Consider the following 11857-nt stretch of genomic DNA (forward strand, 5'->3'; position numbering starts at 1 on the left):
CACTCCTCGGCGAGGGATTCGGCGGCCTGCGGGTCGACGGTGATCCGTACGGCGCCGGCGAACCGGCCGAGCAGTTCCACCGCGGCCTTCGCGTCCATGCCGCCGAGGGTGCAGGGGCGTACGTCGGGGATGCCGGTGAGCGGGCCCTGCGCGACCGCGAGCACCAGGCAGTCCGGGTTGTCGGGCACCAGGGGGTCGACCTGTTCGGCGTCCACGGCGTCGTCGAGGAGCAGCAGCACGCGGCGTTCGGCGAGCGCGTCGCGGACCATCTCGGACAGCTCGTCCTCCCCGGCGCCGGGCGGGGTCGCGACGGAGAAGGTGTCGAGGATGGAGCGGGCACTGCGCTCGGTCGGTACGGGTTCGCCGTCGGCCTCGGTGAGCCGGACGCGTACGACGCCGCCCGGGTAGCGGCCCTGGAGCTGCCTGGCCAGTTCGCCGGCGAGTGCCGTACGCCCCGATCCGGGGCGGCCGGCGACGAGCAGGACACGGGCGCGCGGTTCCTTGCGTCCGGAGATCGTGTTGAGCCCGGCGCGTTCGATGTCGCCGTGCAGGGAGCCGAGTTCCCGCTCGCGTCCGAAGAACGGCGCCGCCGGAGGCGGAGGCGGGGCGGGCGCCGCAGCATCGGGCTTCGCCGCCCGGGGCGTCTCACCCTCGCGCGGCGCACCACTGTGCGTCACACCGCCGGGCCCCGTTCCGTCCGTGGCACCCACCCCGCCGTCCGTGTCCCTGTCGGGAGCGCCGGTGTCCCTGCCGGGGACGCCGTCCCGCACCCCGGCTCCCGCCCTCGCGGGCTCCGGGGTGCGGGACGCGGTGTCCGACGCCGTGTCAGAAGTGTTCCCAGGACCGGTGGTTGGGGTGGCGGTCCCGCCCCCGGCGCGCCCCCGGCCCGGGCCGTCCACGTCAACCGCCTGATCCGTCACGGGCCATGCTCCCGTCCGCCTGCGCACGAGTCGAGCCCGGCGGGTATCCGCACGGGCGATTCGAGCCTAGTTCACTCTCTGCGACGGATCATGAGAAGCATGGCCGGTACATCCCTCAATCAGGTCAGCGTTTCATCCGACTGATCGGGCGGAAGGTACCGGCGAGTTCACGCGTCGAAGGGCCTCGCTGGCCATGGCGCGTCCGCCGGCCGCAGCGCGTCCGGTCCTTCGCCGGCCAGCGCCGCGGTGAGCGCGAGGACGCCCACGACGAGACAGTTGTTGTGCAGCTCGCCGGCGAGCGCACCCCGTACGAGTTCCTTCAGCTCGACCCGCGCCAGCTCCATGTCGGCCTCCTCCTCGGAGACCTCGAAGCGCTCGCCCTCCGCCTCGCCGAGATCGCGGGCGAGGAAGATGCGCACGGCCTCGTCGCAGCCGCCGGGCGTCGTGTAGACGTCCGTCAGCACCCGCCAGTCCCCCGCCTTGACGTGCGCCTCCTCGTACAGCTCCCGCTGCGCCGCGTGGAGCGGGTTCTCGCCGGGTACGTCGAGCAGGCCCGCCGGGATCTCCCACAGCCGCTGGCGGACGGGGTGGCGGTACTGGCGGAGTACGACGACCCGGCCGTCGTCGTCCAGCGCGAGGATCGCCACGGAGCCCGGGTGGACCTGGTAGTCGCGCTTGACGACCGTGCCGTCCGGCATGATCACGTCGTCCGTACGGACGCTGGTCTTGTTGCCCCGGAAGGGCGTCGAGGTCGCGGTGACCCGCCACTCCTCGGAGACGTCCTCGATGGTCATGAAAGCGTCCTCCCACAGAGCGCGCACAAGCAGAACACAAGCAGAAGCCGGGACACGATCAGACAAGATCCATGCCCCGGCTTTCCACCGTATCTCTTCACGCCCGGGCGGCCCGCTGAGCCGGGCGCCGGGCGGCCGGCCAGGCCCTGGCCCGGCCGACTCTCACTGGACCTGCCGGGACCGTCACTGGCCCTGCTGGCGCGCCACAGCCGCCTTCACCAGGCCCGCGAACAGCGGGTGCGGCCGGGTCGGGCGGGAGCGCAGCTCCGGGTGCGCCTGGGTGGCGACCAGGTACGGGTGCGCGTCGCGCGGGTACTCGACGTACTCGACCAGCTTGTTGTCCGGCGAGGTGCCGGAGAAGATCAGGCCCGCCTTCTTCTCCAGCTCGGCGCGGTACGCGTTGTTGACCTCGTAGCGGTGCCGGTGGCGCTCCTCCACGTACGGCTCGCCCTCGTACGTCTCGCGGACGATCGAGCCCTCTGCGAGCTTCGCCGGGTAGAGGCCGAGCCGCATGGTGCCGCCGAGATCACCGGCGCCCTCCACGTACGCGAGCTGCTCCTCCATGGTGGAGATCACCGGGTGCGCGGTGCCCGAGTCGAACTCCGTGGAGTTCGCGTCGGGGATTCCGGCGACGTTCCGCGCGGCCTCGATCACGATGCACTGGAGGCCCAGACACAGGCCCAGCAGCGGCACCTTGTTCTCCCTGGCGTACTGGATCGCGCCGACCTTGCCGGTCACCCCGCGCTCGCCGAAGCCGCCGGGGATCAGGATGCCGTCGCAGTCACCGAGGTGCTTGGCCGCGCCCGCCGGGGTCTTGCAGTCGTCCGATGTGACCCATTTGACCGTGACGCGCGCTTTGTTGGCGAAGCCTCCGGCGCGCAGCGCCTCGGTCACCGAGAGGTACGCGTCGGGCAGGTCGATGTACTTGCCGACCAGCGCGACGGTGACCTCGTGGTCGGGGTTGTGGACCCGGTCGAGCAGGTCGTCCCAGACGGTCCAGTCGACGTCCCGGAACGGCAGGTCGAGCTTGCGCACGACGTACGCGTCCAGGCCCTCGGTGTGCAGCACCTTGGGGATGTCGTAGATCGACTTCGCGTCGAGCGCCGCGACCACGGCGGCCTCGTCCACGTCGCACATCAGCGAGATCTTGCGCTTGATGGACAGCGGCACCTCGCGGTCGGCGCGCAGCACGATCGCGTCGGGCTGGATGCCGATGCTGCGCAGCGCGGCGACCGAGTGCTGGGTCGGCTTGGTCTTCAGCTCGCCGGACGGGCCGATGTAGGGCAGCAGCGAGATGTGCACGACGAACACGTTGTCGCGGCCGACCTCGTGGCGCACCTGGCGGACGGTCTCCAGGAAAGGCTGGGACTCGATGTCGCCGACCGTGCCGCCGACCTCCGTGATCACCACATCGACGTCGTCGGTCGCCATGCGGCGGATGCGGTGCTTGATCTCGTTCGTGATGTGCGGGATGACCTGGACAGTGTCGCCGAGGTACTCGCCGCGGCGCTCCTTGGCGATGACCGTCGAATAGACCTGGCCGGTGGTGACGTTGGCCGAGCCGTCGAGGTCCACGTCGAGGAAACGCTCATAGTGGCCGATGTCGAGGTCGGTTTCGGCGCCGTCGTTGGTGACGAACACCTCACCGTGCTGGAACGGGTTCATCGTGCCGGGATCGACGTTCAGGTACGGGTCGAGCTTCTGCATGGTGACCCGCAGACCGCGTGCCTTGAGCAGCGCACCCAGGCTGGAGGCGGTCAGGCCTTTGCCGAGGGAGGATGCGACGCCCCCGGTGACGAAGATGTGCTTGGTCGTCGAGGATGTCGAGGATCGGGTCGGCATGGCCAAGAGGGGGCTCCCGTGGTCGCGGTCTGAAGGTGCGTACCGGCGCCCCGGTCACTGAGTGAAGAGGCTGCCGTCGCTGCGGGTTCGGGGCCCCGTTGCTTCGCAGGGTGACCACCGGTCCACGGGCTACCAGGGTAACAGCGACGAGGGGAGGCTGCTTCCGGCCACAGCTCCCCGTCTCCTACCCCTCGCACACCCTTGGCTCACCCGTTCAGCAGACCGATGTTTTCGACAGCGTGACGCGGAAGTCCTACGTGCGTCGTATCCTGCTCGGACATTCGCTGCCGAGTAGGCCGGCAAACGGCACCACCCCGCCCGTGTTCCCGGAAAAACAGCTCGTCAACGACCCTTGACCGCAGTAAGCGCCCCGCGGGGCGAACGTGGCCGTTCGACTGGAGATGCACGTGGCCGGGCGCATCGAGGATTACGCACTCATCGGAGATATGCAGACCGCTGCCCTGGTCTGCCGGGACGGCACAGTCGACTGGCTGTGCCTGCCCCGCTTCGACTCACACGCCGTCTTCGCGGCTCTGCTCGGCACTGACGAGCATGGCTTCTGGCGGCTCGGACCCGCGTTCCCGGCAGGCTCCGTGCCGCCCCGGGCGACCCGGCGCCGGTATCAGGGGGATTCCCTGATCCTGGAGTCGGAGTGGGACACACCGCGCGGCACCGTCAGGGTGACGGATTTCATGCCGCCGCGTGACGGAGCGCCGCAGGTGATCCGGATCGTGGAGGGCATCAGCGGACGGGTGCCGATGCGCTCCGCCCTGCGGATGCGCTTCAGCTACGGCCGGGTGACCCCCTGGGTCCACAAGGTCGACAACCGTACGGTCGCCGTCGCGGGCCCGGACTCGGTCTGGCTGGACACCGAGGTGGAGACGTACGGCAAGGACCTCACGACGTACTCCGACTTCACCGTCGCCCCGGGCGACCGGGTCGCCTTCACGATCAGTTGGCAGCCCTCGCACCGGCAGCCGCCGGCGCTTCCGGACCCGGAGGGGTCCTTGGAGGCGACGTCCGATTTTTGGCGTGAATGGGTCGAGCACTGTACGTATCACGGTCCTTACCGAGAGGCCGTGGTCCGCTCGCTGATCACGCTGAAGGCGCTGACGTACGCCCCGACGGGCGGGATCGTCGCCGCGCCGACGACCTCGCTCCCCGAGGAGATCGGGGGCGTACGGAACTGGGACTACCGCTACACCTGGCTACGCGACGCCGCCATCACGCTCTCCTCGCTGCTGCGCACCGGCTACCGCGAGGAGGCGCGCGCCTGGCGCGAGTGGCTGCTGCGGGCCGTCGCCGGGGATCCGGAGAACCTCCAGATCATGTACGGCATCGCCGGCGAACGTGAGCTGGGCGAGGCCGAGTTGGACTGGCTGCCGGGGTACGAGCGATCGGGCCCGGTCCGGGTCGGCAACGGCGCGGCGCACCAGCTCCAGCTCGATGTGTACGGCGAGGTCACCGAGGCGCTGCACCTGGCGCACATGACGGGCCTGGCGCGCAACGACTACGCGTCGGTCCTCCAGCTCAAGCTGATCCGCTACCTGGAGAAGCACTGGGACCAGCCGGACGAGGGCATCTGGGAGGTCCGCGGACCGCGCAGGCACTTCGTTCACTCGAAGGTGATGGCGTGGGTCGCCGTCGACCGGACGATCAAGCTGATCGAGTCCGGGGACGCGGACGGGCCGCTGGAGCGCTGGCGCGACCTGCGGGACGAGATCCACCACGACGTCTGCGAGAAGGGGTACGACAAGGAGCGGAACACCTTCACGCAGTCGTACGGCTCGAAGGAGCTGGACGCGTCCCTGCTGCTGATCCCGCAGATGGGCTTCCTGCCGCCGGACGACAAGCGCGTCATCGGCACCATCGAGGCGATCCAGCGCGAACTGTCCACGGCGGACGGCTTCGTGATGCGCTACCCGACGGCGGGCGAAGAGGCCGGTCTCGACGGCCTCGCCGGCGACGAAGGCGCGTTCCTGGCCTGCTCGTTCTGGCTCGCGGACGACCTCGCGATGATCGGGCGGGTGGACGAGGCGCGCAAGCTCTTCGAGAAGCTGCTCGGGCTGCGCAACGACCTCGGGCTGCTCGCCGAGGAGTGGGACTCGCGGTTGCAGCGCCAGGTGGGGAACTTCCCGCAGGCGTTCAGCCATGTGCCGCTGATCGACACGGCGCTGCGCCTGACGGCTTCGGGGGCGTACGGCGGCTGAGCGCCGCATCTCGCACGGTGATGCCGGATGCCGTCGCCAGGTCGGACACGACGTGGCGACGGCATCCGTGTGTCCGGCGCCGGCGGTCCCGCCTCGCGTACCGAGCCGCCCGGGTCAGGATCTTCCTGCCCGGGCCAGGACGGCCTCGGCCTGAGCGGCGAGGGCCGCGACGAGGTCGGCAGCGGGCGGCAGGTCGGTGATGAGGTCGATGGCCTCGCTCGCCCATACCGGCAGGGTCGGCGCGTCGCCCCGTGCCACGGCGGCCTGATAGGCCGCCCGGGCTTCGGGACTCGCCGCGAGTTCCGCCTCCCGGCCCCGCCATCGGTCGAGCGAGGGATGCCCGAGCGTACGAGCCGTGTACTTCGCGGACGGCCATCGCGCTCCGCGCGCGATGTCGGACACGCCGCTGCGCTCCGTGTCCTGCCCGTGTCCCTCGACGATGGCCCTGGCGGTCGAGGGATCGACCAGGCTCTCGGCCGTGGCCTGGAAACGGGTCCCGACGAGGGCCCCGGCGGCACCGAGAGCGAGGGCGGCCGCCACGCCCCGGCCGTCGGCGATCCCGCCGGCCGCCAGCACGGGCACCGGCCCCGCCAGATCGACCACGACCGGCACGAACGGCAGCGTGGACATCCCGTACCTGGCCCCGTGCCCGCCGCTCTCGGTGCCCTGCGCCACGACGACGTCGGCGCCCAGGCCGAGCGCCTGCCGGGCCTCCTCCAGATCGGTGACCTGGATGATCAGCGCAGCGCCGGCCGCACGAATACGTTCGACGAACGGGCCCGGATCCCCGAAGGACAGCATCACCGCCCCGGGGCCGTACTCCAACGCCCGCTCAAGCGCGCCGACATCGACCGCCCAGCTCAGAAACCCCATACCCCACGGCTTCCCGCACCCCGCCACGACCGGCACCTCACGGGCCAGCCAGTCCGGGTCTCCGGACCCGGCACCCAGCAACCCGAACCCGCCGCCACGGGAGACTGCGGGGGCCAGGGCACCGCCGGCGGATCCCCCCATCGGAGCCGACGCGATCGGATGCTCCACACCGAACAACTTCGTAAACGCCGTAGACAAGGCCATGCCAGCAATGATTCCCCTGGCCGCAACGCACGGACACCGCCCCCGACTTCCCTGAACGGAAGCCACACCGCGCGCCCCGGCTACACCCGTACCGCGTCCTCGTCGGCGCGTTCCGTCGCGTCCTCCAGCGACGCCCAACGGTACGGGCGGGACGGCCGATAGGCCTTTTCGTATGACTGACTTCGTTCAGGTCTCCACCGCGACCGAGACCCGTGATCAGGCCATTCGGCTCGCAGAGACCGTCGTGCGCGAACGCCTGGCAGCCGGGGTGCAGATCGTCGGCCCCGTCACATCGGTCTTCTGGCATCTAGGAGAATTCGGGACCGGGGAGGAGTGGCAGCTTCTCTTGAAGACCACTACGGACCGGTATCCCGCCCTGGAAGCGCACCTGCTCGAACACCACCCCTGGGAGAATCCTGAGGTATCCGCCGTGGCCGTCGTCGCGGGTACGGAGGGCTACCTCCGCTGGGTGGCGGAGAACACCGAGCCCGTCCAGACGACAGGGACAGGGCCGGCTCCGCGCATTTAGTCCCCGGTTCGGAGTTGGGCCTTTGCCGTCTCGTCGGCCAAATCCGCCAGCCACTGCGGGGCGTCTCGCCGGATGCCGCGCAGTGTCTCCTTGAGCCTCTCGCGACTGCGCGCTGAGGTGACGATGTCGAGCAGATCGAAAATCTCCAAAAGCGCCTTCTCGCTCTCCCGCCATGCCTGAACCGAGACGAATCCGGTAAGCAGAGCCACCAGGTGGCCCAGTTTTCTCCTCCCCCCGCCATGCTCCACTTCGGCCGCCCGCTCCAGGTGGGGAAGCGCGGCTTTGCCGTCACCGAGCGACAGCCACAACTCACCGTAGTGACCCGTGATCTCGGCATCGTCGATCCACCAGGTCCAGGCAGGTTCACGGTCCGGCGCTGAGTCCTGCATCGCCCCCGTGGCGCGCTCCATCGCGTCAAGCGCGCGTGCCCGGTCGCCGGCCTGGGCGAGAGCCCGTGCTCGGCGTACCTGCGACATCAACGCGACGCGATTGGGTATCCCGGGACGCGTGAGAATCTCATCCGAGATGCTCAACGCCTCGCCGGCTGACCCGTTGTGCACGCTGTGCATGGCCAACAGGTCAAGAGCGAACCACTCAAGCGGGCCATCCCCCGCGATCTTGGCGAGCATCTGCGACTCAACAAGAGCGGCCCGCGCCTCATCCTGACGATTCGCGTCGAACAGCAGCCAACCCGAGATTTCCGCGAGTTCGGCCACCGCGGACAGATGCCGCTTGTTTTCCCCGTTCAGCTTCTTCTGCTCGGCGCGCCACACCTGGACAGCAGCAGAGGCCACATGGTTCCCGCCGTGCCGGTTGTCGTGCTCCAGCAAATGGGTGACGGCAGAGCGAGAGAAGTCATTCTCCGGCGCTGCGGCCGGATCGCGCCGAGCAGACCAGTCAGTCCCTAGCAACTGGTCCAGGGACGCCAGAAGTTCAGGAGACGGTAACTGCTTCCCCGCTAACACCCGCGACAGATAGGCATGGTCGTAGCTGAGGGCCCGGGACGCGGCCCGAATCGACATACCGCGTGCTTGAAGTGCCCAACGGACGCTGTCCCCGAAATCACGGCCCGGCATGCATCGAGCGTAACTCGTCACCACTCAGTCACCGCCCAGTCACCACCTGTAGATCGCGAACGGGGGGAGAGTGGTGCCACAAAGCCCCAGCGACCGCAGAAACGGCCCCGGGCATGGACGACGCTTGGAGGAGCGACGACATGATGAAGCGTATCCGGAGCTGTCCTAACCCCGGAAGCAGCGCCCAGAGGCACGTTGAAGCAGGAGCAGAACCCCCGGGCGCCGGTCAGGTGACACCGGCCACGGGCGCCGAGCAGGCGCACACCATCGGCGCCTCGGCGGAAGACACGCGTCTCGCCGCGCGGGACGCGTTCATGGACCACGTCATGCGCTGCTACCAGTGCAGCCATGTCGGCGTGAACTGCGTCGAAGCCGATGGACTGGAAGCGCGCATGAACACCGCTCGCAAGGCTGACCATGCCGAGCCCGCCGGTCAGTCGTGATGGTCCAGGACACCGACAGCATCACGTGTGCGACAGGGTGGGTCGTGTGGACCGACGCGGTCAAGAACCGCCCGTCGTCGACGTCCGGGGAACTGTGGAGTCCTGAGGGCGAGATGTGGGTCAGTGACCCCGCCGTTCCGCAGCAGGGCTTCGCGCCGCCGACCGTATCGCTGCTGTGCCGGGTGCTGGACGGCTTGCGGAGGCTCCCATGCGAGTAGATACCCGTAAGCGACATGGCGTCGTGGCGCATCCGAGCGGGCTGCGGGTCGGCATGGTCGTTTATGACAGGTCGTACGAGATGGTCGCGGTCGTCGACTACTTCAACGGACCGTTCGTCCATCTCTCACGCCCCACCGGGCTGATATGGCAAAGCCGTTGGGTGTCCGTACGCGTCGGTACCGAGTACGAGCAGCGCCAACTCACGGCCATCGGAAAGCTGTACCGGCTGCGCTTGAAAGGGATGGTCCTGGACCAGCGCCAAGAAGATTTCTGAGCGACCGCGTCGCTCCCTGACGGCCCCGGTCGCCCGCCCCGGCCAGGCGGCCCCGGCTACACCCGTACCGCGTCCTCGTCGGCGGCGCGTTCCGTCGCGTCCTCCAGGACCACGCGGCCTATCAGGTCGTAGCGCTCCGGGCGCCTGGCTCGCAGGTACAGGCCCAGGGCGAGGCCGCCGAAGAAGACCACTCCGACGATCCAGGGGATCGCCGTGAAGAAGAGCGAGCCGGCCGCCGTGCCCGCCGCCGTGTGCAGGTTGATCACCAGCAGCACGACAACGGCCAGCATGCCGATGCCGCCGAGCAGCGGCGCGGTGAAGGTCTTGAACCAGTGCCTGTCCTCGGGGTGGTTGTGGCGGAAGTAGCCGATCACCGCGAAGGAGCACAGGGTCTGCACGATGAGGATCGCCATCGTGCCGAGGATCGCGAGCAGGGTGTAGAGGTGGGTGTACGGGTCCTGGCCGGTGGCCCAGAACGCGCCGACGAGGACGACCGCGATGACCGACTGGACGTAGGACGCGATGTGCGGGGAGCCGTGCGTGGGGTGTGTGCGTCCGAGGGCGGGGTGGATGAAGCCCTCGCGGCCGATCGCGTACAGGTAGCGCGAGGCGCACTGGTGGAAGGCCATCCCGCAGGCGAACGAGCCGGTGATCAGCAGCCATTGGAAGGCACTGACCGCCCAGGGGCCGATGAAGGTGCGGGCGGGGTCGAAGAACAGGTCGAGCGGGCTGCTGCCTGAGGAGATCCGTACCGAGCCCGCCAGTCCGTTGCCGGCGATCGTCATCCATGAGACGTAGATGTAGAAGAGCCCGACGCCGGTGACGGAGATCAGGGTGGCGCGCGGGATGACGCGCTTGGGGTTACGCGACTCCTCGCCGTACATCGCCGTGGATTCGAAGCCGACCCACGACCAGAAGGCGAAGAACAGGCCGAGTCCGGCGGAGGCGCCGGTGAACGCGTTCTTCGGGTTGACCGGCTGGAGCGGGATGCCGTCGGGGCCGCCGCCGTGGATCAGGACGGCCGTGGCGACGGCGAAGAGGACCGCGATCTCCGCCACCAGCATCACGCCGAGGGCCTTCGCCGTGAGGTTGATGTCGAAGTGCGCGAGGACGGCGGTGACGACGAGCATCGCCGCCGCGTAGACGATCCAGGGCACGTCGACGCCGAGTTGGTCGCGTACGGTCGTCTGCGCGAAGTACGAGAAGACGCCGACGATCGACGCCTCGAAGACGATGTACGCGAGGACGGCGAGCATCCCGGACGCCATTCCGGCGATCCGCCCCAGGCCGTGCGATATGTAGCCGTAGAAGGCGCCGGCCGCGGTGATCCGCTTGGCCATGGCGACGTATCCGACGGAGAACACTGTCAGCACGACGGTGGCGAAGAGATATCCCGCGGGCGCCCCCGTGCCGTTGCCGAAGCCGACGGCGATGGGGAGGTTGCCGGTCATGGCCGTGATCGGCGCCGCCGTGGCGACGGCCATGAAAACGACGCCGACCAGCCCGACGGAGTTCGCCTTGAGCCGGTGCACCTCCCGGGAGGACCCAACCCCGCCCGAGGCCCCGCCCAAAGCCCCGCCCAAGGCCCCGCCCAAGGCCGCCCCCACGGGCGTGTCCTGCGGCGTGTCATCGGCCGTCGCCGGTCCGGTGTTCTGTGCCATGATCGCGCCTCTCTCCAGCCGTACTTCAGGCAGCCTCGCTCGCACGCGGTGTGCACCGGCAGCCTCGTCGTACGTGATCCGCGCCACAAGCGACACCGGGTCACGTGATCACGGCCTCCGGCCGACGACATGTCGGGTGACCAGGGAGGCATGCTCACCGCCGTAACGATCCGGAGACGGTGCCGGAACATATCCCCGGGTAGCCTCCGCCCATGGACAGTCAGGGCGGCATCACCGTGCGGCGCGCGCTTGAGCTGCCGGGACTCCGCGGCGGCCTCCCCGAGGTCGTCGCCTGCGGCGACCGGCTGAACCGTACGGTGCGCTGGGTGCACGCCGGAGAGGTCCCGAACATCGCCTCGCTCCTCAAGGGCGGCGAGCTGCTCCTGACCACCGGACTCGGCCTCGGCACCCGCCCCGCCGAGCAGCGCGCCTTTGTCCGCAGGCTGGCCGAGCGCGGGATAGCGGCGCTGGTGGTGGAGCTGGGACCGCGCTTCGACCGGTTGCCTGCGGCCATCGTCGAGACGGCGCTGACGGCCGGTCTGCCGCTGGTGCAGCTCCACCGCGAGGTGGCCTTCGTCTCGGTGACCGAAGAGATCCACACCGAGATCGTCAACGGTCATTACGCGCTGCTGTGCCAGGCCGACGAGGTCCACCGGCAGTGCACCGAGGCGCTGCTCGACGGCGGCGGGGTGCCGCAGGTGCTCCGTATCCTCGCCGACTTCGCGGCGAACCCGGTCTTCCTGGAGACGGCGGAGGGGCAGCTCCTGTACGCGGCTGCGCCGGGCGCCGCGCCCGGCGCCGTACCGGCCGCC

The 11857-nt window shown here is 69.6% G+C and carries 11 protein-coding genes; 5 read left to right on the forward strand and 6 right to left on the reverse strand.

Annotated features, from left to right (window positions below; translation table 11 throughout):
• From QR77_RS07190 to QR77_RS07200, 3 genes are all read right to left on the reverse strand, one after another.
• On the reverse strand, positions 1 to 920 hold a 920-nt coding region (locus tag QR77_RS07190), incomplete at its 3' end, for an ATP-binding protein (RefSeq protein WP_236710554.1).
• Positions 921 to 1087: 167 nt separating this feature from the next.
• Complete coding sequence (locus QR77_RS07195; RefSeq protein WP_040020376.1) at positions 1088 to 1714, reverse strand: NUDIX hydrolase; 627 nt, start codon at positions 1712 to 1714, stop codon at positions 1088 to 1090.
• A 183-nt stretch (positions 1715 to 1897) separates the two neighbouring features.
• Positions 1898 to 3556, reverse strand: a complete 1659-nt coding sequence (locus QR77_RS07200) for a CTP synthase (RefSeq protein ID WP_040020377.1) — start codon at positions 3554 to 3556, stop codon at positions 1898 to 1900.
• Positions 3557 to 3957: 401 nt separating this feature from the next.
• On the opposite strand from QR77_RS07200, the gene QR77_RS07205 reads away from it, so the two are divergent.
• Complete coding sequence (locus QR77_RS07205) at positions 3958 to 5766, forward strand: glycoside hydrolase family 15 protein (RefSeq protein WP_078876525.1); 1809 nt, start codon at positions 3958 to 3960, stop codon at positions 5764 to 5766.
• A gap of 114 nt (positions 5767 to 5880) precedes the next feature.
• Here QR77_RS07205 and QR77_RS07210 read toward each other — a convergent pair whose 3' ends face one another.
• A complete protein-coding gene (locus QR77_RS07210; protein ID WP_040020378.1) occupies positions 5881 to 6843 on the reverse strand; it encodes a nitronate monooxygenase in 963 nt (320 codons plus the stop codon).
• Between the two features lie 172 nt (positions 6844 to 7015).
• Here QR77_RS07210 and cutA point away from each other — a divergent pair, with 172 nt between their 5' ends.
• Positions 7016 to 7372, forward strand: a complete 357-nt coding sequence (gene cutA, locus QR77_RS07215) for a divalent-cation tolerance protein CutA (protein WP_040020380.1) — start codon at positions 7016 to 7018, stop codon at positions 7370 to 7372.
• Here the strand turns inward: cutA and QR77_RS07220 are convergent.
• Positions 7369 to 8448, reverse strand: a complete 1080-nt coding sequence (locus QR77_RS07220; protein ID WP_063798010.1) for a helix-turn-helix transcriptional regulator — start codon at positions 8446 to 8448, stop codon at positions 7369 to 7371. The genes cutA and QR77_RS07220 overlap by 4 nt on opposite strands.
• A gap of 140 nt (positions 8449 to 8588) precedes the next feature.
• On the opposite strand from QR77_RS07220, the gene QR77_RS07225 reads away from it, so the two are divergent.
• Both QR77_RS07225 and QR77_RS07235 read left to right on the forward strand, forming a co-directional pair.
• On the forward strand, positions 8589 to 8891 hold the full coding sequence (locus tag QR77_RS07225) for a hypothetical protein (RefSeq protein WP_160310889.1): 303 nt from the start codon (positions 8589 to 8591) through the stop codon (positions 8889 to 8891).
• A 208-nt stretch (positions 8892 to 9099) separates the two neighbouring features.
• The gene (locus QR77_RS07235; RefSeq protein WP_078876526.1) at positions 9100 to 9384 is read left to right on the forward strand and encodes a hypothetical protein; all 285 of its coding nucleotides are present in this window, start codon (positions 9100 to 9102) and stop codon (positions 9382 to 9384) included.
• Positions 9385 to 9440: 56 nt separating this feature from the next.
• Here QR77_RS07235 and QR77_RS07240 read toward each other — a convergent pair whose 3' ends face one another.
• Entirely contained in the window at positions 9441 to 10868 is a 1428-nt protein-coding gene (locus QR77_RS07240; RefSeq protein WP_236711068.1) for an APC family permease, read from the reverse strand.
• Between the two features lie 389 nt (positions 10869 to 11257).
• On the opposite strand from QR77_RS07240, the gene QR77_RS07245 reads away from it, so the two are divergent.
• Positions 11258 to 11857 (forward strand): PucR family transcriptional regulator ligand-binding domain-containing protein (locus tag QR77_RS07245; RefSeq protein ID WP_173476275.1); only part of this gene is annotated, 600 nt, incomplete at its 3' end.

Source organism: Streptomyces sp. 150FB, assembly GCF_000818195.1.
In the GTDB taxonomy this organism is placed as follows: Bacteria; Actinomycetota; Actinomycetes; order Streptomycetales; family Streptomycetaceae; genus Streptomyces.

Excerpts from the sequence above, each read along its gene's own strand:
- QR77_RS07240 (WP_236711068.1), bottom strand. The coding sequence starts at position 10,868 with ATGGCCGTCGCCACGGCGGCGCCGATCACGGCCATGACCGGCAACCTC.
- QR77_RS07220 (WP_063798010.1), bottom strand. The coding sequence starts at position 8,448 with ATGCCGGGCCGTGATTTCGGGGACAGCGTCCGTTGGGCACTTCAAGCA.
- QR77_RS07200 (WP_040020377.1), bottom strand. The coding sequence starts at position 3,556 with ATGCCGACCCGATCCTCGACATCCTCGACGACCAAGCACATCTTCGTC.
- QR77_RS07235 (WP_078876526.1), top strand. The coding sequence starts at position 9,100 with ATGCGAGTAGATACCCGTAAGCGACATGGCGTCGTGGCGCATCCGAGC.
- cutA (WP_040020380.1), top strand. The coding sequence starts at position 7,016 with ATGACTGACTTCGTTCAGGTCTCCACCGCGACCGAGACCCGTGATCAG.
- QR77_RS07210 (WP_040020378.1), bottom strand. The coding sequence starts at position 6,843 with ATGGCCTTGTCTACGGCGTTTACGAAGTTGTTCGGTGTGGAGCATCCG.
- QR77_RS07195 (WP_040020376.1), bottom strand. The coding sequence starts at position 1,714 with ATGACCATCGAGGACGTCTCCGAGGAGTGGCGGGTCACCGCGACCTCG.
- QR77_RS07205 (WP_078876525.1), top strand. The coding sequence starts at position 3,958 with ATGCACGTGGCCGGGCGCATCGAGGATTACGCACTCATCGGAGATATG.
- QR77_RS07225 (WP_160310889.1), top strand. The coding sequence starts at position 8,589 with ATGATGAAGCGTATCCGGAGCTGTCCTAACCCCGGAAGCAGCGCCCAG.